This is a genomic window from Isoptericola sp. F-RaC21 (genome assembly GCF_038593535.1).
GTDB lineage: Bacteria > Actinomycetota > Actinomycetes > Actinomycetales > Cellulomonadaceae > Isoptericola.
The window spans coordinates 193,252-211,997 of sequence record NZ_JBCFYX010000004.1; the positions used below are offsets into that span (position 1 = coordinate 193,252).

An 18,746-nucleotide genomic window follows, 5' to 3' on the forward strand; every position below is an offset into this window, starting at 1 on the left:
GGTCAGGCGGTGATCGCCAACCGGTCGACCTGGACCTCGTGCGCGAGCGCCCGCCCGCGCACGAAGCGGTGCAGCTCGTCGAGCACGACGGCCGAGAGCCGCCCCAGCTCGACGCCGAGCGAGCCGGCGATATGCGGGGTCAGGAGCGCGTGGTCGTGGCCGTACAGCGGGTGGTCGTGCTCGAGCACCCACGGGGTGGTGACGTCGAGGATCGCGAACAGCTCCCCCGCCACGACACGCTCCGTCAGCGCGTCCTGGTCCACGATCTCGCCACGCGCCGTGTTCACGAGCGTGGCGCCGGCCCGCATCAGACCGATGCCGCGCGCGTCCAGCAGGTGCCGCGTCGTGGGGAGGGAGGGCGCGTGCACCGAGACGACGTCGGACGTGGCCAGCAGCTCGTCGAGCCCGACGCGCGCGACACCGAGCGCGTCGGCGTCGGCCGCCGTCAGGAACGGGTCGTACACGACGATCTCGAGCGCGTACGGCCGCAGGAGCTCGACGACCTTGCGGCCGATCTTGGACGCGCCCACGATGCCGACACGCTGGCCGAAGTTCCCCAGGCGGGGGAACGCCTGCTCGACGTCGAACTCCTGCCGCCGCTGCTGGTACCGGGCCGCGATCGGCAGCACCTTCTTGTTGGCGAGGACGATCATCGCGACCGTGTACTCCGCGACCGGCACCGCGTTCGCCTCGGCCGCGGAGCTGACCCGGACACCTCTGCGCAGCACCTCGTCCGCGACGTACGGCTTCACGGTGCCCGCGGCGTGCAGGACCGCCCGCAGGTGCGGCGCCCTCGCCAGCACGTCCGTGTCGACGAACGGCGCTCCCCAGCACGTGACGAGGACCTCGACGTCGGCCAGCACGCGTCGCGCGGCATCGGACTCAAGCTCGGTGAGGAACCCGAGGAGGTCGGCGACCTCCTCGAAACGCGCCGTCCGCTCCCGGGGGAACACCCGTGCCCTGGCCTCCGGGGACATCGCGAACGCGACCTTGACCCGGGCGCTCACTTGACGCTCCCGGCCGCCAGGCCGGCCCGCCAGAAGCGCTGCAGCAGCACGAAGGCGATCACCAGGGGCACGATCGACAGGAACGATCCGGCGATCACGAGCGGCGAGTACTCGGGGTTCTGCTGCACCTGGCTCTGCCAGAGGAAGATGCCCACGCTCGTCGGGAAGAGGCTGCGGTCCTGCAGCATGATCAGCGGCAGCATGAAGTTGTTCCAGATCGCGACGAACTGGAACAGCGCGATCGTCACGAACCCGGGCACCAGCATCGGAAGCCCGACTCTCAGGAAGCTCCGCACCGGGCCGGCGCCGTCGACCCGCGCGGCCTCGAGCACCGCGTCCGGCAGGTACCCGGAGCTGAACACCCGGGCCAGGTACACGCTGAACGGGTTGCAGAACGCGGGGATCAGCACCGCCCACACCGAGTTGGTGAGGCCGACGGACGCGGCGAGCAGGTACAGCGGGATCACGGTCGCCGTGTTCGGGATGAGCACCCCGACCAGCACCGTGCCGTAGAGGAAGCCCTTGCCGCGGAACGCGATCTTGTCGAAGGCGTACCCCGCCATGAGCGAGATGAAGCCGGCCACGAGGGCGCCGACGCCCGCGTACAGGATGCTGTTGCCGAGCCAGCGGAGGAAGATCCCGCCGTCCTCGGCGAGCAGCCGCTGGAGATTCGCCACGAACGAGCCGCCGGGGCTGAACACGTTGGCACCGTAGAGCGTCGACGCGTCCTTGGTGGTGGCGAACACGAGCCACAGCAGCGGCAGCACCATGTACGCCGCGCCCACGACAAGGATGCCGTTGGTCCCGAGCGTCGCACCCGGGCTGCGACGCGGGCGGCGGGTGTTCTGGCCCCCGTCGGGCCGCGCCGTCCTGACGGCGGCGTGGACGTGCGGCGTCGGCGCGACCGTCGCGCTCATCGCGTGCTTCCCTTCGACGTGAGGTGGCTGACCACCCAGGAGAGGGCGCCCGCGAGGAGCGCGAGGACGATCGACGCGGCCGCCGCCTGGGGAAGGTTGTTGCGGTTGAACGCCGCGTCGTAGGCCCACATGTTCGGGACCCAGGTGCTCGTCACCGCGGTGGTCGCGGTCGAGAGGATCTTGGGCTCGGTGAAGAGCTGCAGGGAACCGATCATCGTGAACAGCAGCGCCACCCCGAGCGCGGGCCCGATGAGGGGCGCCTTGATCGCGAGAGCGGAACGGATCTCCCCGGCCCCGTCCACGCGGGCCGCCTCCAGCACCTCGCGCGGCACGGCCTGCAGCGCCGTGAACAGGATGATGACGTTGTAGCCCGCCCACTCCCACACGGCCACGTTCACCATCGACGGCAGCACCAGGTGCACCGACAGGAAGTCGACCTGGATCCCGCCGGACGCGAGTGCCGAGACGATCGGGCTCACGCCGGGCGTGTAGAGGTACGCCCAGATCAGCGCTGCGATGACCCCGGGGACGGCGTGCGGGAGGAACAGCAGGACCTGGAAGAGGCGTCGCGCCTTCGCCACGGCCGCGTCGAGCAGGAGCGCGAGGGCCAGCGCGACGCAGAGCAACGTCGGGACGTAGAGCACGCAGTAGAGGGCGAGCCGTCCGAAGCCCGCGACGAACGTGTCGCTCGCGAGGACGTCGGCGTAGTTGCCGAGCCCGACGAAGACCTTCTCGGCGCCGCCGAACCCGAGCCCGCTCCGCCGCTCGGCGAACAGGCTCAGGCCGATCGCGTAGATCACCGGCGCGATCATGGCGACGAGAAAGACCAGGAAGAACGGGGTCAGGAAGAATGCGGCGGTGCGGCCTCCGGTCCCCCGGATCGTCCGCCGTCGCAGGCGCTGCGGCGAGTCGTCGATACGCACGGTCATGGTGGTGCCTTTCGAAGAGTGGGAGCCGGCCTACTCGGTGACGTCGAGCCCGAGCTGCTCCAGCCCGTCGACGGTCGTTCCCTGCACCTTCTCCAGCGCGGCCCCGAGCGTCGGGGCGCCAGTGACCGCGTCCACCAGCGCCGTGTTCGTCAGGTCGTAGTCCGGGCCCCAGGCCCAGCCGGGGGCGACGTGCGCGGACGCCTCGTCGAAGACCTCGTAGATGTCGTTCCCGAAATAGCCCGTGGGCGCCACCTTCTCGGCGACGTCGTTCAGGCCGGGGTAGGCGAGGTAGGCCGTGCCGACGTCGCCGCGCGCCTCGACGGCCGCGGGGTCGGTGGTGAGGAACTCGAGGAACTTCGCGGCCGCGGCCTGGTTCTCGGAGTTCTTCGTCACGGCGAAGCTCGTGCCGCCGCTGAGGGCGCCGGACGGTGTGCCGTCCCATGACGGCGGCGGCGCCGCGACCCACTTGCCCTTCTGCCCGGCGGCCTCGGTGCGCGTCTTCAGCCCCGACGCGCTCCACGAGCCGCCGACCCAGCCGTTCACGACGCCGTCGTTGATGTCGGCGTTCCATTCGTCGCTGAACCCGACCTGCTCCTTGACGAGGTCCTCGTCGACGAGCTTCTGCCAGTAGTCGGCGACCTTCGTGCTGGCGTCGTCGTCGATCGAGACCTTCCAGTGGTCGTCGTCGACGCCGAACCAGGTGCCGCCCGCCTGCCACGCCAGCGGGGCGAGAGGCGGCTCGTTCGTGAAGAAGCTGGCGAGGTAGGCGTCGGGGTCGGCCTTGCGCACGGCGCGAGCCGCGGCCTCGAACTCGTCCCAGGTCGTCGGGACCTCGACGCCCGCGGCGTCGAGCACGTCCTGGCGGTACCACATGACGAGCGGCGGTGCGTCGTACGGCATGCCGTACGTCTGGTCGCCGAAGGTGACAAGACCGCGGACCTGGTCGGAGTAGTCCTCCAGCGTCTCCGGCGGAACGAGGTCGTCGACGGGGACGACCTGCCCGGAGGCGGCAAAGCCGGGGAGCCGGTAGTACTCGATGCCGACCACGTCGGGACCGGTCCCGGAGTCGATGGCCGCGGAGAGCTTGGTGTAGCCGCCGTTGGCGCCGTTCGGGATCTCCTCGAAGTCGACGGTGATGTCGTCCTGGCTCGCGTTGAACGCGGCGGCGACGTCGGCCATGCCGCTCAGTGACGACCAGAACGTGATCTCACCGGTGGGTCTCGAGGCAGCAGGCGTGGCCGCGGAGCCGGACGAGCAACCGGCCAGCAGGGCACCGACGGCCAGGAGGGCCGCGGCGGTGAGCGGAGCGCGACGCAGGCTCATGGGATTCTCCTTTGAATGTGAGGCGAGCTGTCGCCACTGAACCCGAGCCGGGTCTCGCCGCACAAGCAAAAGGAGACATTCGAACATTACCGCACATCTATCGGTCCGCCCGCGTCGACTCCCGCTCGACGAGGGTGGGCAGCAGCATCATCCGGGTGACCGCACGACCGGATCGCTCCCCCTGCCGGAGGTGGTCCACGCAGAGCCGCAGCGCCGCGTACCCCAGGTCGTGCTTCGGCGGCGCCACCGCGGTGAGCGGCACGGAGGCCAGCTCGGAGAACTCGTCGTCGTAGGCGACGAGTGCGAAGTCCTCGGGGATCCGGATGCCACGCTCGGCCAGCTGGTCGGCGGTCGCCATCGCGTCGACGTCGCCCAGCACGAGGGCCGCGGTGACGCCTCGCTCCACGCAGGCGTCGACGAACCGCCCGATCTCCTCGATCGTCACGTCCTCCCCCACGCCCGGAGTGGGCAGCATCCGGCGCAGGGCGTGGCGCCCCAGCCCGAGCTGGGCGGCCGTACGTTCGAAGCCGTCGGCGAGCGGGGCCGTCGTCGGTGTCTCGCGCGCGGCGAGCGCGATGCGCCGGTGCCCGAGGTCGGCGAGGTGTCGGACCGCGATCTCGGCCCCGTACGCGTGATCGCTGCGCACCCACTCGAGGCGGCCGGCGCCTCGCTCCCCGATGTCCCGCTCCACGATCACGACCGGGATCGTCGCCTCGGCCAGCAGCGTGCGCAGCGGCGTCCCCTCCGCGACGCTGCCGTGCGGCGTGATCATCAGGGCGTCCACGCCCCCCGCGATCAGGCGCTCGGCCTGCCGGAGCTCCTCCCTCTCCGAGTAGTTCGTGGTGCCGAGGACGAGCCTGCAGCTGAGGTCCCGAGCCGCCTCGGAGGCTCCGCGGATCACCTGGGGGTAGTAGTAGCTCGCCGAGGGTGCGATCATCCCGATCGTCGCCACCGGGCGCTGCGGCCGCCTCCCCGGGCGGTCCGCTCCTCTCTCCTGCTGCCGGGCCACGCCCACGGACACCGCTCCGCCGTGCACCCGGACGAGCAGCCCCCGCCCCTCGAGCGTCGCGAGGTCCCTGCGCAGCGTCATCGCCGAGACGCGCATCCGCTCCGAGAGCGCAGCGATCTTGACCGACCCGCGGAGCTCGAGCTCCCGCAGGATGGCGTCGTGCCGGGCCGCGGCGACCATGAGGACCTCCGGGTGATGTGCGGATCCGTGCGATTCAGATTTCGCTCAGAGTCAACCACATCGCTGGGTGGGAGCAGGATGGTGGCATGGACGACGCCCTGCACCAGATGACCGCCGCCCGGCTGCGCGAGCTGCTGCGGGCGGGCGAGCTCACGCCGACCGAGGTGGCCGACCACTTCCTGACGCGGATCGAGCGCGCCAACCCCGCCCTGGGGGCCTTCGTCTCCGTGACCCCGGAGGCGGCGCACGAGCGTGCCGCCGCCCTCGAGCGGGACGGCGCGTCGGACGCCACGCACCGACGGGCCGTGCTGTGGGGGCTGCCCGGCGGGGACAAGGACCTGTGGCTGCGGGCCGGCGTGCCGGCCGGCTTCGGCTCCCGGGCGTTCGCCGGGGACGACGCCGTCGTGGCGCCCGTGAGCGACGAGATCGTCGACGTCCTCGACGCCGCGGGCATGGTGAGCCTCGGCCGCACGACGGCGCCCGAGCTCGGCTTCCCGGCCTACACCGAGCCGCTCGCCGGCCCCGTCGCGCGCAACCCGTGGGACCCGGCGCTCGGCGCGGGCGGGTCCAGCGGCGGGGCCGCGGTGGCCGTCGCGGCGGGCCTGCTGCCGTGCGCGGCAGGGTCGGACGGCGGGGGGTCGGTGCGCATCCCCGCCGCGGCGTGCGGCATCGTCGGGCTCAAGCCGAGTCGCGGGCTCGTGCCCGCCGGGTCGGGGCAGGAGTCCCTCGGCGGGCTGGTCGTCAACGGGCCCCTCGCCCGCACCACCGAGGACGCGGCGCTGCTGCTCGAGGGGATGATCACCTGGACGCCGGAGGGCCGCGTCGCGCACCCCCTCACCCTGCGGGCGCCGTCCGCCCGCGCCGGGGAGTACCTGGCCGCGGCGCGCCGCGGCGAGGTCGCGGGCGGCGGCGGGGAGGACGTGCGGGGACGGTTCCGCGTGGCCGTCACGACCGACTCCGCCTGGGACGACTTCTACGCGATCACGACGTCGGACGACGCCCGCGCCGCGCTCGACGCCGGGGTCACGACGCTCGCCGGCCTGGGCCATGAGGTCGACGACCTGTCCCTCGAGCCCGACCCGGCGTACGGCCCCGCGTTCCGCACGCTGTGGATGGCGGGCGCCTCCGCGGTGCCGCTCGACGACCCCGAGCGTCTCGACCGGCTCGAGCCGCTGACCCGGTGGCTCATCGGCCGCGGCCGCCAGGTGCCGGCGCGCGAGCTCGCCGAGGCGCTGCGGGCGCTCACCGCGTTCGAGCGCCGGCTCGTGGCGCAGGTGGCGCGGTTCGACGCCGTCGTCACCCCGGCGCTGGCGATGACGCCCCGCCCGCTCGGCTGGTTCGACCCCGAGGACCCGGAGCGCAACTTCGAGCAGCAGTGCCAGTACACGCCGTGGACGTCGATGCTCAACGTGGCGGGCCTGCCCGCGGTCACCGTGCCGACCCGCTGGACCGACGGCGGCCTCCCCATGGGGGTGCAGCTGATCGGCCGCCCCGGCGGGGAGACGACGCTGCTCGCGATCGCCGCCCAGCTCGAGGACCGGCTGCGCTGGGCGGAGGTGCGCCCGCCGGCCTGGTGACCCGCGTGCGACCCGTGCGTGACCCGTGACCGGGAGGCCGGGGCGGGGGTGAAAGGATGCCCTGGGCACGCGGCGAGGCGGCGTGCCTTTGCCATGCCCCTGACGCCCCTGACGCCCCTGAGCCGCCACTGAGCCGGAGAACGGAAGACTCACGTGACCCACGTCGGACCGGTCCTGTCCGCGACCATCCAGCAGGCCGAGGAGCTGCGCCGTCTGCACACGGTCATCACCGAGCGCGACCTGCCGATCCCCCTGCGCGACGACTTCGTCGAGCAGTGCACGGTGATCGAGCTGCACCTCGGCGGCGACGAGTTCTCGAGCCTCTCCCGGCGCATCAAGCGGTACAACGCCCTGTCGGGGTGGATCGCGGCCCCGGTGCTCATCGCCGCGGTGGTGCTGTACGTCGTCGGGAAGTTCACGGACCTGCTGCCCGTCGACGACGTCCTCGCGCTGTTCCTCGACCCCGTGGTGATCGCGGTGCTGGCCGTGATCCTCGTGGCGGTGCTCGGGATCGCCCTGTGGATGCGGTCGGCGAACAAGCGCCTCCTCGGGCCCGTCTACGGCCGTCTCCTGGAGCGTCTGACCACGACCTGAGACTTCCGCGTGCGAGCTCCCGGTCACCCACCTAACGTCGGTTCCCGAGGTCGTTCGTACGACGGAAGGAGCCCCGATGGGACTCGGAGACAAGGCCAAGCACCTCGCAGAAGAGGCCGAGGGCAAGGTCAAGGAGGCGACGGGCAAGCTCACCGACGACGAGAAGCAGGAGGCCGAGGGCAAGGCTCAACAGGCCGGCGCGAACCTCAAGCAGGCGGGCGACGACGCCAAGGACGCGTTCAAGGGCTGACCCGCTGACACACGACGGGGCGCCACCGCACGGTGGCGCCCCGTCGTCATGTCCGGCGGCGGGCCGGACGGGTGCTCAGAGGTCGTCGGGCAGGCAGCCGAACGCCTCGTCGGCGCCCAGCGCGGCCGTGGCGAGCAGGCCCTCGAGGCCGGAGCCCTCGGGCACGGGACGCGGGTCGTCGACCACGACCCACAGGCCGTCCACGACGTCGTACTGCGCCTGCGGCCCCTCGGTGACGAGCGACCGGACGGCGGCCACGAGCCGCTCGACCTCCTCGCCTGCCGTGCCCAGGCCCACCGAGGCGCGCACGGCGCCGGCGTCGAACCCGAGGCGGCCGAGCAGCGGGTGCGCGCAGAACCGGCCGTCGCGCACGCCGATGCCGTGCTCGGCCGACAGGTACGCGGCGACCAGGCCGGGGTCGTACCCGGTGACCGTGAAGGTCACGACGCCCACCGGGTCGACGGCGTCGTCCCACACGTGCACGACCTCGACGCGGTCGATCGCGCCGAGCCCGTCGACGAGCCGGCGACGCAGGGCGTCCTCGTGCCGAGCGGCGGCCCGCGGGTCGAGGGCCGCGAGCTCGTCGCACGCGGCCGCGAGCGCCACGGCGCCGACGACGTTGGGGGAACCCGCCTCGTGGCGCGCGGGCCCCTCGTGCCAGTCGGTCGTGGTGGTGCGCACCCGGCGCACGGCGCCGCCGCCCGCGAGGTAGGGCGTCCCGCCGTCGAGCCAGTCGCGGCGGCCGACCAGGGCGCCCGCGCCGAACGGCGCGTACGTCTTGTGGCCCGAGAAGGCGACGTAGTCGACGCCGGTCTCCGCGAGCGAGAAGCGGCGGTGCGGCACCAGCTGCGCGCCGTCGAGCACGACCCGGGCGCCCGCGCCGTGCGCCGCGGCGACGACGTCGGCCACGGGCAGCGCCTCGCCCGTGACGTTGGAGGCGCCCGTGAGCGCCAGCAGCGCGTAGGGGCGGCCCGCGTCGACGGCGGAGCGCAGCTCCTCCTCGAGCTCCGCCAGGGTCGCGGCCACGGTGGGGCCGCCGGTCACGACGGTCGCGTCGGTGACGCGCTGCCAGGGCAGCAGGTTGGCGTGGTGCTCGATGTCGAGCACCAGCACGCGGCCGGGCTCGCCCGTGACAGGGTCGGCCGGCACACAGCCCGCGAGCAGGTTGAGCGAGTCGGTCGTGTTGCGCGTGACGATCGTCAGGTCGTCCTCGCGCGCGCCGACGAACGCGCCGATCGTGTGCCGCGCGTTCTCGTAGAGCGCGGTCGAGACCTGCGACAGGTAGCCGGCGCCGCGGTGCACGCTCGCGTAGAGCGGCAGCACGCGGGAGACGCGGTCGGCGACGGCCTGCAGGGCGGGGGCCGACGCCGCGACGTCGAGGTTGGCGTACGGCACCTGGCGGCCGTCGACGAGCGGCACGAGCGTGTCGCCGCCGACGACGGGCAGGACGGGCGCGACGTCGTGCACGGACGGGGCGGTGGGCGCAGCGTCCAGCACGGCGGGCGCGGTGGTGAGCGTGGTCATGCGTGGTCCTCCTCGGTCGTGCCGGGGAGGTTCCTCCCCGCGCTTGCCCGCACGCCGGACGGCGCGGGGCCAGGTCGTCACCCGGGGCACCCCGCCGCGAGAGGAGGGTTGCCGGCCAGCGAGCCGGGGCTTCGCGCTGGCGCTCTTGACCTGCCGCCCATAGTGCGTGCGCAGCACCACACGGTCAAGCGAGGGCCGCGCCCTTCTCACGATGCGGTCGCGTGAGACGCTGAAGGCATGCCCGATCGCACCGTCCCGGCCTCCGGCGCGCCCCCGGGAGGCTCCGTCGACAGCCCGGTCCAGCAGGTCGCCCGCGCCCTCGACGCCGGCGACCGCCACGCCGCCGGGCTCGCGGCACGCGCGGCGAGCGGCGACGACGCCGCCGACGTCCTCGACCTCGTCGGCGCCCGGGCCGCCGCGGGCTCCGGTCCCGCGACCGAGCTGCTGGTGGAGCTGCTGGACGCGTCCGGCGTCGTGCGACGCTTCGTGCGCGGCGCCCTGCTCGACGAGGCCGCCGTCGACGACGTCTGCCAGGACGTGCTCGTCTCCGTGGCCACGTCCGTCGCGTCGTTCCGGGGCGGGTCCCGCGTCACGACGTGGGTGCACGGGATCGTGCGCCACCGGGTGGTCGACCACCTGCGCCGCCAGCGTGCCACCGCTCCCCTGCCCGACGACGACGTCGGGCCCGCGGAGCGGATGAGCTCCCTCATCGCCACGCGCGCCACCGTGCGCGACGCGCTGGCCGCCCTGCCCGACCTCTACCGCGAGCCCGTGACCCTGCGCGACATCGAGGGCCTGCCGTACGCGGACGTGGCCGAGCGGCTCGGGCGCAGCGTCGGGACGGTGAAGTCCCAGATCTCCCGCGGCCGCGCGCTCGTGGCCGCGGCCCTCGGGAGCCCGTCCTGATGGCGGCGCCGAGCGCGCCCGAGCCGCTGCTCGGGCGGTACCGGGTGGGCGACGTGATCGGCGTCGGGTCGTTCGCCACCGTGCACCGCGCCGTCGACGACCGGCTGGACGACGTCGTCGTGGTGAAGGTGCTGGCCGAGAACCACAGCCTCAACCCGGAGGTCCGGGAGCGGTTCATCGCCGAGGGCCGGGCGCTGCGCCGGGTGGCGAGCCCGCACGTCGTCGCCGTGCACGACATCGGCGAGAGCGACCGCCAGCAGCCCTACCTCGTCCTCGAGCACGCGGACCGGGGCACGCTCGCGGCGCGGGTCGCCGCCCTGCGTGCCGACGGATGGACGGCCACGACGTCGGACGTGCTCGCGGTCGCGCGCGAGCTCGCGGCGGCGGTCGAGGCGGTGCACGCAGCGCGCCTCGTGCACCGGGACCTCAGCCCCGGCAACGTGCTGCTGCGCACCAGCCCCGAGGGCGTCGTCGGCCGGACCACCGGCACCCCCGCCGTCGCCCCCGCCGTCGTCCGCCCGGACGAGCGGCTCGTCGTGGCCGACCTCGGCATGAGCAAGGACCTGGCCCGCAGCTCCGGCCTGACCGTCGCCGGCGGCACGGAGGGCTTCCGCCCGCCCGAGCAGGACGGGCCGGGCACGGTCGACACCCGCGCCGACCTGTGGGCGATGTCCGCGCTGGTGACCTGGCTCGCCGAGGGCGCCGACCTGCCCCGGGCCCTCGACGCCGCGCTGGGCCGCAGCCTCGCCGACTCCCCCGCCCGGCGGCACCCCGACGCCGCCGCCTGGCTGGCCGACGTCGAGCGCGCCCTCGCCCCGGCCGACGGCGCGTCGGCGCCGGACCGTGCGCGGCCACGCCGCACGACCGTCGTCGCGGTGGCGACCGCCGCCGTCCTCGGGCTGGGCGCGGGGGCCGGCGCCACGGCGTGGCTCGACCGCCCGCACTCGGCCGCGGGCTCCGCGAGCGTGGCGATCTCCGGGCCGACGACGGCGACGGTCGGCGCGCCCGTCACGCTCACGGCCGACGTCACGGGCGCCGAGCACTGGGTGTGGACGCTGCCCACCGGCGCCTACGTGGCCGACGACGACACCGTGCGGCTCACGGCGAGCAGCCCGGGCGACGCGGAGGTCGTCCTGGAGGCCCGCGCGCCGGACGGGACGGCGCTGACGACCGTGCACCGGTTGCAGGTCGACGCCGGGTCCTGACCCCGGAAAAGACATCTCGGTCCGCGTGCAACCTTTCCGCCGCCGCGGACGACTCACGGGGGTCAGCACCGATCGTGCTGGCCCCATCGACCAGGAGAGACCATGCGACACCTTCCCCGCCGACTGACGCCGATCGCCCTCGCGAGCCTCCTCGCGCTGAGCGCCTGCGCGTCCCCGACCCCCGACGCCGAGTTCGACGACCCCGGTGCCTCGGGCACGGCGTCGCAGCCCGCCGACGAGGCGGCCGCCGAGGACTCCGCGGGCGAGACCGACGCGTCCGCCGAGCCGGAGCAGACCTCCGAGGCGCCGGCCGCGAAGGACCCCTCGGCGTACACGGTCCGCTACTCGGACGACTACAAGACGGTCATCACCCTCGACCGCGCCCAGGTCGAGAAGCTCACGGGCACCGACCTGGCCGCCGGCACCGCCGACGCGCAGGCCGCGCTCGCGGAGCCCGACACCTGGTCCGGCAGCGACACGAAGGAGCACGCCGACGTCATCGTCGACGCCGCGTCCCGCGAGTCCGACCGCATCGACCGCGTGCTCACGAAGCAGGCCGACGGCCGCGACGTGGAGCTGCGGCTCTACGTCGCCCACCACCAGCACGCGAACGTCGCGCACTTCGGCGAGGACGACGACTGACCGGCCCGCGCGACCGCCCTGCTCAGACGCCGGGCCCGTCGCGCCAGCCGAGCACGTTGTCCGCGCCCTGGGGGTACGGCGCCTCGTGCGGGCGCCCGCCCTCGGGGCGCGGCGGCGGCAGGTCCCGGGGGCGCTCCAGCGGCTCCTCGCGCTCGCGCCGGAACCAGCCCTTGATCGTGGTGAGGATCGACATGCCGCGCCTCCTGCTCGACGGAGTCCTGCCCGGAACCTGACCGCGACTTTACCCTTCGGCCCTGGTGGAGGGCCGGGCGAACGCACGGCGTTCGCGTCCCGAGACGGGGTGACCAGCACGCGGACGCCTGTCGTACGATCGCCAGGACCATCCCGAGCGGCCGAGTGACGTGGCACGTCGACGCCGCAGCAACCCGCGGACCGGTCGCCGGCGACGGCGGCAGGACCGGACGAGGGTGCTACCGCCACGACCGATGGGAGGACTGCCATGAGCACCCAGATCGATCCCCGCCCCGCCGAGGGCTACGCCGGCGACCTCACCCCGCAGCAGGCGTGGGACCTGCTCGCCGGCGACCAGGACGCCGTCCTGGTGGACGTGCGCACCGAGGGCGAGTGGCGCGCGATCGGCGTGCCGGACACCGCGTCCGCCGGCAAGGCCCCCGTCTTCGTCGAGTGGGTGCAGGCGGGCGGGCGCCCGAACGCCGGCTTCCTCGCCGAGCTCGCCGCCGCGGGCGTCACGGCGGACCGGCCGATCGTCTTCCTCTGTCGCTCCGGCCAGCGCTCGATCGGCGCGGCGCGCCTCGCGACGTCGTCGGGCCTGGGCCCGGCGTACAACGTGCTCGAGGGCTTCGAGGGCGGCCCCGGCTTCGACGGCGTGCGCGACCGCGAGGGGTGGAAGGTCCGCGGCCTGCCGTGGGGTGCGTACGACGACGCCGCGACGCAGGACGCCGGGCAGCAGGCCTCGGAGAAGACCACGGAGCAGGCCCGATGAGCGACGCGCAGGTCCCCACCGGCCCGGGTGCCGACCCCACCACCTTCGGCGGCTCGCGCCCGCTGCCCGCCACGGTCCGGCCCGCGACCCTCGCCGTGCGCGGCGGGCACCGCCGCTCCGACTTCCAGGAGATGTCCGAGGGCCTGTTCCTCACCCAGGGGTACACCTACGGCTCGGCGGCGGACGCCGAGGCGGCGTTCGCCGGCGAGCGGTCCCAGTTCCTGTACTCGCGGTACGGCAACCCGACGGTGCACACGTTCGAGGAGCGGCTGCGCCTCGTCGAGGGCGCCGAGGCCTGCTACGCGACGGCATCGGGCATGTCGGCGGTGTTCAACGCCCTCGCCGCGCTGGTCTCCAGCGGCTCGCGCATCGTCTCCGCGCGGGCCCTGTTCGGCTCCACCAACGTCATCTACGACGAGATCCTCGCCAAGTGGGGGGTGCAGGTCGACCTGGTCGACGGGCACGTGCTCTCCCAGTGGGAGGAGGCCCTCGCCACGCCGGCCGACGTCGTGTTCTTCGAGTCGCCGTCCAACCCCATGCAGGACCTCGTGGACGTGCGGCGGGTGGCCGAGCTCGCGCACGCCGCCGGCGCCGTCGTCGTGGTGGACAACGTGTTCGCGACGCCGGTGCTGCAGAAGCCGCTCGAGCTCGGCGCGGACGTCGTCGTGTACTCGGCCACCAAGCACATCGACGGGCAGGGCCGCGTGCTCGGCGGCGCGATCCTCGGGTCGGAGGAGTTCCTCACCGGGCCGGTGCAGACGCTCATCCGCAACACGGGCCCGTCGCTGAGCCCGTTCAACGCGTGGGTGCTGCTCAAGGGCCTGGAGACGCTCGACGTGCGGGTGCGCGCCCAGAACGCCGCCGCGCTCGAGGTCGCGACCGCGCTCGAGGGGCTCGACGGCGTGACGGGCGTGCGCTACCCGTTCCTGCCCTCGCACCCGCAGCACGAGCTGGCGAAGTCGCAGCAGTCCGGCGGCGGCACGGTCGTGACGTTCGACCTCGCCGTGCCCGAGGGCACCGAGCCGGCCGAGGCGAAGAAGCGCACGTTCGCGTTCCTCGACGCGCTGCAGGTCGTGGACATCTCCAACAACCTGGGCGACGCGAAGTCGATCATCACGCACCCCGCCACCACGACGCACCGCAAGCTCGGCCCCGAGGGCCGGGCCAAGGTCGGCATCGCGGAGACGACGGTGCGGCTGTCGATCGGCCTCGAGGACCCGCGCGACATCGTCGAGGACGTCGAGCAGGCCCTGCGCGCCTGATCCGACGTCGCTCGCCGGTGAGTTCGGTCATCCGGTTCGAGTTCGGTCCGAATACCTACCGATCTCGAACCGGATGACCGAACTCACCCCGGCCGCCGCGATCAGGCGGCCGTGCGGACGACCATCTTCCCGGTGTTGGCGCCGCGCATCATGTCGATGAAGGCCTGCGGGGCGTTCTCGATCCCGTCGACGACGGTCTCGTCGTAGGCGATCTTCCCCTCGGCGAACCAGCCGGTCATGAGCTCGCGGAACTTCGGCGCGTGCTGAAGGTAGCCGCCGAGCGTGAAGCCCTGGAGCATGAGGCCGCGGGTGATGAGGTTGGCCATGTTGTCCGGGCCGGGCACGCGGTCGGTGGTGTTGTAGCCGGCGATGGCCCCGCACAGCGCGACGCGGCCGCCGTCGTTCATGACGTCGAGCGCGGCGGTGAGGTGGTCGCCGCCGACGTTGTCGAAGAAGACGTCGACGCCGCCCGGCACCAGCTCCGGCAGCTGCTCGCGGACGGGCGCGTCCTTGTAGTTCAGCGCCGCGTCGTAGCCGTACTTCGAGGTGAGCAGCTCGACCTTCTCGGCCGACCCGGCGGAGCCGACGACGCGCTTCGCGCCCAGCAGCCGCGCGATCTGGCCGGCGGCGGTGCCGACGGCGCCCGCGGCGCCCGAGACGAAGACGGTGTCGCCCTCCTTCAGGCCCGCGATCGCGGTGAGGCCGACGTACGCGGTCAGCCCGGTCATGCCGAGCATGCCCAGGTACAGCGACAGCGGTACGCCCGGCAGCTCGGGCACCACGCTGAAGCCGCGCGCGTCCTCCTGCACGACGTCGCGCCAGCCGTGCTGGTGCGACACGACCGCCCCCACGGGAACGTCGTCGGACGCCGACTCCACGACGCGGCCCACGGCGCCGCCCGTCATGGTCTCCCCCAGCGCGAACGGCGGGGTGTAGCTCTTGACGTCGTTCATGCGCCCGCGCATGTACGGGTCGACGGAGACGAACTCGTTGACCACGCGGACCTGGCCGGGCTCGAGGTCGCCGTACGTGACCTGGACGGTGCGGAAGTCGTCGAGCGTGGGCCAGCCGGTGGGGCGGGCGGCGAGCTGGATCTGGGTGGAGACGATCGAGGACATGCGGGGTGGTGCCTTCTTCCGGTGGGTGCGGTTCAGAGCGTGAGGCCGACGACGAGCGCGACGACGGCGAGCAGCGGCAGGATGCCCTGCGTGACGGCGGCACGGCGCTTGTCGGGCGAGGACAGGAACAGGACGAGGGCGGCGGCGAGCATGCTGCCGGTGCCGGCCAGCACGAGGGCCGCGCCGGCCCCGGTCGTCCCGACCGCGACGAGCACGATGCCGACCGCCGTCACCACGGCGAGGAACAGGTTGTAGAAGCCCTGGTTGAAGGCCAGCTCGCGCGTGGCGGCGGCCTCCTGCTCGGTGGTGCCGAACGTGGCGCGCGCCCGGGGCGTGGTCCACGCGACGGACTCGAGCCAGAAGATGTAGCCGTGGAGGCCGGCGGCGAGGGCCGCCAGGACGAGTCCGACGACGATCATGAGCGCTCCCGGGACGGGCCTGTTGTGCAACGGTCGTTACACAATCTATTCTGTACCGGTCGTTGCACACAACCGGAGGCGCCTGATGGGTCGGTCACAGACCTTCGAGACGGACCGTGTGGTCCGGTCCGCCCGCGAGGTGTTCTGGCGCTCGGGCTACGAGTCCGCGTCGGTCCCCGCGCTCGAGGCGGCCACCGGGCTGAACCGGTCGAGCCTCTACCACGCGTTCGGCTCCAAGCGCGGACTCTTCGACGCCGCCGTGCAGAGCTACCTCGACGAGGTCGTCCGCCCCCGCCTGCGCCCGCTGGTCGCCGACGACGTCGCACCCGGCGCGCTCGTCGACTACCTCACCGGCCTGCGCGCCGCGCTCGCCCGCGCGGACGAGGTCCAGGGCTCCGCGGGCTGCCTGCTCGTGAACACCTGCGGCTCCCCCCTCGCGAGCGACGACGCCGTCCGGCAGACCGTCGCGGACTACCGCGCCGAGCTGCGCGCCGCCGTCCGCCGCGGGGTGGCCGCGATGCGCCCGGACGCGGCGACCTCCGACGTCGACCGGCTCGCCGACGTCTGCACGGCGCTGGTGATCAGCGCCTTCACCCTCGTGCGCGTGGACCCGCCCGCCGCGCTGCAGAGCCTGGACACCGCCGTCGCCGTGCTCGCGCACTGACGCGCCCGGCCGGGGCAGTCCCGTGGGTCGAGCTTGTCGAGACCCGCTCCACGGAACTCGACAAGCTCGACCACCGAACCCGCCGGTCGATCAGCCCTCGGCGTCCGCCGGGAGCAGCGCGACGGCGCCGTGGGCGGGGACGGTCGCCGTGAAGGTGCCGTCGGCGGCGACGGTGTACGTCTCGGCCGAGTCGCCGTCGGCGGCGACGTTCGTGTACTCGCCCGCGGGCAGCGAGGTGGCGTAGGTGTGGTCCGCCTCGCCGTCGCCGTTGTTGAGGGCGACGAAGCCGGCGTCGCCGCGGCCGAAGGCGATCTGGTTGCCGCCGTCGTCCCACCAGTCGGTGAGCTCGGCGCCCTCGACGGCGTGGTGGAACCGCACCATGCCCGCGATGGCGGGGTCGCGCTGGATGCAGCTCCAGGCATCGCTGTCGCAGTCGGCGTCGGCCACGCCGGTGGCGGTGGCGCCGGGCGCGCCGGCGTCCTTGTCGTCGAAGGCGTAGCCCGAGTACAGCGACGGCGAGCCGTAGGGGTGCGCGAGCATGAAGATGCTGGCCAGCCGGTAGGCGTCGCCGTCCTTGTACGTGAGGGTCTCGCCGTTGCGCTCGGTGTCGTGGTTGGTGACGAACACTCCCGCCTCGTCCGAGTCGAGCTTGCCGTCGGCGATGCCCTGCAGGCCGGCCAGGTTGCCGCCGAACGCGGACTTGAGCTGGCGGGCGTAGTCGAACTCGTGCACGTCGCCGTTGCCGACGTACTCGGCGGGCTGGACGGGCTCGCCGGCGGCGCCGATGACCTCCTGGACCCAGTAGATGTCCGGGTTGCTCAGCCTGGACTTGATGGCCGCCAGGTCCTCGGCGGGCATGTGCTTCGCCGCGTCGATACGGAAGCCCTGCACGCCGAGGTCGATGAGGTCGTTGAGATACCCGGCGATCTTGTCCTGCACGGCGGGCGAGCCGGTGCGCAGGTCCTGCAGGGACACGAGGCGGCAGTTCTGCACCTCGTCCTTGTCGCCGTAGTTCGCGATGTCCTTGCGGCAGTCGTTGAAGTCGCCAGCCCCGTAGGGGACGCCGGGGAAGTCGTCGACGGCGAACGACGTGCCCGCCACCCCGGTCCCGGCGCCCTGGTCCGCGCCGGTGGTGTGGTTGATGACCGCGTCCGCGACGACGCCGACCCCGGCCTCGCCGCAGGCGTCCACCATCGCCTGGAACTCCTCGCGGGTGCCGAGCTTGGACTCGATCTTGTAGCTCACCGGCTGATACGAGGTCCACCACTCGGTGCCCTGGATGTGCTCCATCGGCGGGGACACCTGGACCGCGTCGATCCCGGCCGGGCCGATCGTGCTGGTGCACTCCTCCGCCACCGACGTCCACGTCCACTGGAACAGGTTGAGGATGACGTCCCCGTGCGCGACACCTTCGGATGCCGCCTGTCCCGGCGCCTCTGCGACGGTCGCGTCCGCCGACGTCGGCCCGGACGTCGCCGAGCTCGCCGTCGCGCCCAGCGCAGTGACCAGGAGTCCTGCCGCCGCGGTCGCGGCGATCGTGCGGGGGCCCCGGCGTCGGCCCGGGCGGGTGGTGCGTCGTGCGTGCGTCATTGCTGTCTCCTTCGGGTCGGACGGGCCCTCGTGAGGGCCCGCCGGCTCTCCCCCGGCGGCGATGCCGGGGTGTCGTGCACGGCGGGTGGCCGCGGTGGCGACGGGCGGGAGTCTGCGCTGTCGCCTTGCAGCAAGATTGCAGAGAATTGCGGAACTGTCTACCCGGGCGACGGCAGCGCGCGCGAAGGTGTGCGCGGCTAGCCTCCGTCCATGACGGTCGACACGGCGCCCGCTCCCGCCCGACGACGGCGGCGGCTCGGGTGGTGGGTGACGCTGGCGCTCGTCGTCGTGGTGGTCGCGTTCGGGGTGGCGCAGATCCTCCCGCCACCCCGGACGGCCGACGTCGTCGCGCCGCCCGCGGACGCCACGGCCGAGGAGGTCGTGCGCGCCTACCTCGAGGCGATCGACGCGCACGACTGCGGCACCGCTCGGGAGCTGTCCGGCGCGTCGTTCGCCGGCACCACCGAGACCATGTGCCACGACGCCGCGAGCCTGACGGTCACCGACCTGGCGACCGTGGGCACAGGCGCCGTCAGCACGAGCTTCGACGTCGACTGGCGGTTGTTCGCCGAGGACGCCTCGATCCCCGAGGGCGGGTTCGGCTGGACCTACTTCCTCACGCGCGGCGACGACGGCTGGCGCATCGAGGACGCCGGCAACGGCTGA

The 18,746-nt window shown here is 73.5% G+C and carries 20 protein-coding genes and 1 riboswitch; of the genes, 10 read left to right on the top strand and 10 right to left on the bottom strand.

What is annotated here, in order from left to right:
* Nucleotides 1-2: 2 nt before the first annotated feature.
* The 5 genes from AAG589_RS15700 to AAG589_RS15720 all read right to left on the bottom strand — a co-directional run bounded on the left by AAG589_RS15700 (nucleotide 3) and on the right by AAG589_RS15720 (nucleotide 5,365).
* A complete protein-coding gene (locus AAG589_RS15700; protein ID WP_430568210.1) occupies nucleotides 3-1,007 on the bottom strand; it encodes a hydroxyacid dehydrogenase in 1,005 nt (334 codons plus the stop codon).
* The gene (locus tag AAG589_RS15705; RefSeq protein ID WP_430568211.1) at nucleotides 1,004-1,924 is read right to left on the bottom strand and encodes a carbohydrate ABC transporter permease; all 921 of its coding nucleotides are present in this window, start codon (nucleotides 1,922-1,924) and stop codon (nucleotides 1,004-1,006) included. The genes AAG589_RS15700 and AAG589_RS15705 overlap by 4 nt, the downstream gene beginning before the upstream one ends.
* Nucleotides 1,921-2,853 carry a carbohydrate ABC transporter permease gene (locus AAG589_RS15710; RefSeq protein ID WP_430568212.1) on the bottom strand — a complete coding sequence of 311 codons (933 nt, stop codon included), beginning with the start codon at nucleotides 2,851-2,853 and terminating at the stop codon, nucleotides 1,921-1,923. Before AAG589_RS15710 ends, AAG589_RS15705 begins: the two co-directional genes overlap by 4 nt.
* Nucleotides 2,854-2,883: 30 nt before the next feature.
* Complete coding sequence (locus AAG589_RS15715; RefSeq protein WP_430568213.1) at nucleotides 2,884-4,176, bottom strand: ABC transporter substrate-binding protein; 1,293 nt, start codon at nucleotides 4,174-4,176, stop codon at nucleotides 2,884-2,886.
* 97 nt (nucleotides 4,177-4,273) lie between these two features.
* Nucleotides 4,274-5,365 carry a LacI family DNA-binding transcriptional regulator gene (locus AAG589_RS15720; RefSeq protein WP_430568214.1) on the bottom strand — a complete coding sequence of 364 codons (1,092 nt, stop codon included), beginning with the start codon at nucleotides 5,363-5,365 and terminating at the stop codon, nucleotides 4,274-4,276.
* Nucleotides 5,366-5,451: 86 nt separating this feature from the next.
* On the opposite strand from AAG589_RS15720, the gene AAG589_RS15725 reads away from it, so the two are divergent.
* From AAG589_RS15725 to AAG589_RS15735, 3 genes are all read left to right on the top strand, one after another.
* Entirely contained in the window at nucleotides 5,452-6,942 is a 1,491-nt protein-coding gene (locus AAG589_RS15725; RefSeq protein ID WP_430568215.1) for an amidase, read from the top strand.
* A 153-nt stretch (nucleotides 6,943-7,095) separates the two neighbouring features.
* Nucleotides 7,096-7,536 (top strand): DUF6097 family protein, encoded by a 441-nt coding sequence (locus AAG589_RS15730; protein WP_430568216.1) that lies wholly within the window; start codon nucleotides 7,096-7,098, stop codon nucleotides 7,534-7,536.
* A 76-nt stretch (nucleotides 7,537-7,612) separates the two neighbouring features.
* Nucleotides 7,613-7,786, top strand: coding sequence for a CsbD family protein (locus AAG589_RS15735; protein WP_430568217.1), 174 nt, complete (start codon nucleotides 7,613-7,615; stop codon nucleotides 7,784-7,786).
* Nucleotides 7,787-7,861: 75 nt separating this feature from the next.
* On the opposite strand, the gene AAG589_RS15740 is transcribed toward AAG589_RS15735, so the two are convergent.
* The gene (locus tag AAG589_RS15740; protein WP_430568218.1) at nucleotides 7,862-9,310 is read right to left on the bottom strand and encodes an aminotransferase class V-fold PLP-dependent enzyme; all 1,449 of its coding nucleotides are present in this window, start codon (nucleotides 9,308-9,310) and stop codon (nucleotides 7,862-7,864) included.
* A gap of 34 nt (nucleotides 9,311-9,344) precedes the next feature.
* Nucleotides 9,345-9,461, bottom strand: a riboswitch (SAM riboswitch).
* Nucleotides 9,462-9,547: 86 nt separating this feature from the next.
* On the opposite strand from AAG589_RS15740, the gene AAG589_RS15745 reads away from it, so the two are divergent.
* From AAG589_RS15745 to AAG589_RS15755, 3 genes are all read left to right on the top strand, one after another.
* Nucleotides 9,548-10,216 carry an RNA polymerase sigma factor gene (locus AAG589_RS15745; protein WP_430568219.1) on the top strand — a complete coding sequence of 223 codons (669 nt, stop codon included), beginning with the start codon at nucleotides 9,548-9,550 and terminating at the stop codon, nucleotides 10,214-10,216.
* Nucleotides 10,216-11,421 carry a protein kinase domain-containing protein gene (locus AAG589_RS15750; protein WP_430568220.1) on the top strand — a complete coding sequence of 402 codons (1,206 nt, stop codon included), beginning with the start codon at nucleotides 10,216-10,218 and terminating at the stop codon, nucleotides 11,419-11,421. Before AAG589_RS15745 ends, AAG589_RS15750 begins: the two co-directional genes overlap by 1 nt.
* A gap of 102 nt (nucleotides 11,422-11,523) precedes the next feature.
* Complete coding sequence (locus AAG589_RS15755; protein ID WP_430568221.1) at nucleotides 11,524-12,063, top strand: hypothetical protein; 540 nt, start codon at nucleotides 11,524-11,526, stop codon at nucleotides 12,061-12,063.
* Nucleotides 12,064-12,085: 22 nt separating this feature from the next.
* Here the strand turns inward: AAG589_RS15755 and AAG589_RS15760 are convergent, their stop codons facing one another.
* A complete protein-coding gene (locus tag AAG589_RS15760) occupies nucleotides 12,086-12,256 on the bottom strand; it encodes a hypothetical protein (RefSeq protein WP_430568222.1) in 171 nt (56 codons plus the stop codon).
* Between the two features lie 267 nt (nucleotides 12,257-12,523).
* On the opposite strand from AAG589_RS15760, the gene AAG589_RS15765 reads away from it, so the two are divergent.
* Both AAG589_RS15765 and AAG589_RS15770 read left to right on the top strand, forming a co-directional pair.
* Entirely contained in the window at nucleotides 12,524-13,027 is a 504-nt protein-coding gene (locus tag AAG589_RS15765) for a rhodanese-like domain-containing protein (protein WP_430568223.1), read from the top strand.
* On the top strand, nucleotides 13,024-14,289 hold the full coding sequence (locus AAG589_RS15770; protein ID WP_430568224.1) for an O-succinylhomoserine sulfhydrylase: 1,266 nt from the start codon (nucleotides 13,024-13,026) through the stop codon (nucleotides 14,287-14,289). Before AAG589_RS15765 ends, AAG589_RS15770 begins: the two co-directional genes overlap by 4 nt.
* A 101-nt stretch (nucleotides 14,290-14,390) precedes the next feature.
* Here AAG589_RS15770 and AAG589_RS15775 read toward each other — a convergent pair whose 3' ends face one another.
* Both AAG589_RS15775 and AAG589_RS15780 read right to left on the bottom strand, forming a co-directional pair.
* Entirely contained in the window at nucleotides 14,391-15,407 is a 1,017-nt protein-coding gene (locus AAG589_RS15775) for an NADP-dependent oxidoreductase (RefSeq protein ID WP_430568225.1), read from the bottom strand.
* A gap of 32 nt (nucleotides 15,408-15,439) precedes the next feature.
* Nucleotides 15,440-15,826, bottom strand: coding sequence for a DUF1304 domain-containing protein (locus tag AAG589_RS15780; RefSeq protein ID WP_430568226.1), 387 nt, complete (start codon nucleotides 15,824-15,826; stop codon nucleotides 15,440-15,442).
* 85 nt (nucleotides 15,827-15,911) lie between these two features.
* Here AAG589_RS15780 and AAG589_RS15785 point away from each other — a divergent pair, with 85 nt between their 5' ends.
* On the top strand, nucleotides 15,912-16,490 hold the full coding sequence (locus tag AAG589_RS15785) for a TetR/AcrR family transcriptional regulator (protein WP_430568227.1): 579 nt from the start codon (nucleotides 15,912-15,914) through the stop codon (nucleotides 16,488-16,490).
* A 90-nt stretch (nucleotides 16,491-16,580) separates the two neighbouring features.
* Here AAG589_RS15785 and AAG589_RS15790 read toward each other — a convergent pair whose 3' ends face one another.
* Complete coding sequence (locus AAG589_RS15790) at nucleotides 16,581-18,080, bottom strand: alpha-amylase (RefSeq protein WP_430568228.1); 1,500 nt, start codon at nucleotides 18,078-18,080, stop codon at nucleotides 16,581-16,583.
* Between the two features lie 210 nt (nucleotides 18,081-18,290).
* On the opposite strand from AAG589_RS15790, the gene AAG589_RS15795 reads away from it, so the two are divergent.
* Nucleotides 18,291-18,746 carry a hypothetical protein gene (locus AAG589_RS15795; RefSeq protein ID WP_430568229.1) on the top strand — a complete coding sequence of 152 codons (456 nt, stop codon included), beginning with the start codon at nucleotides 18,291-18,293 and terminating at the stop codon, nucleotides 18,744-18,746.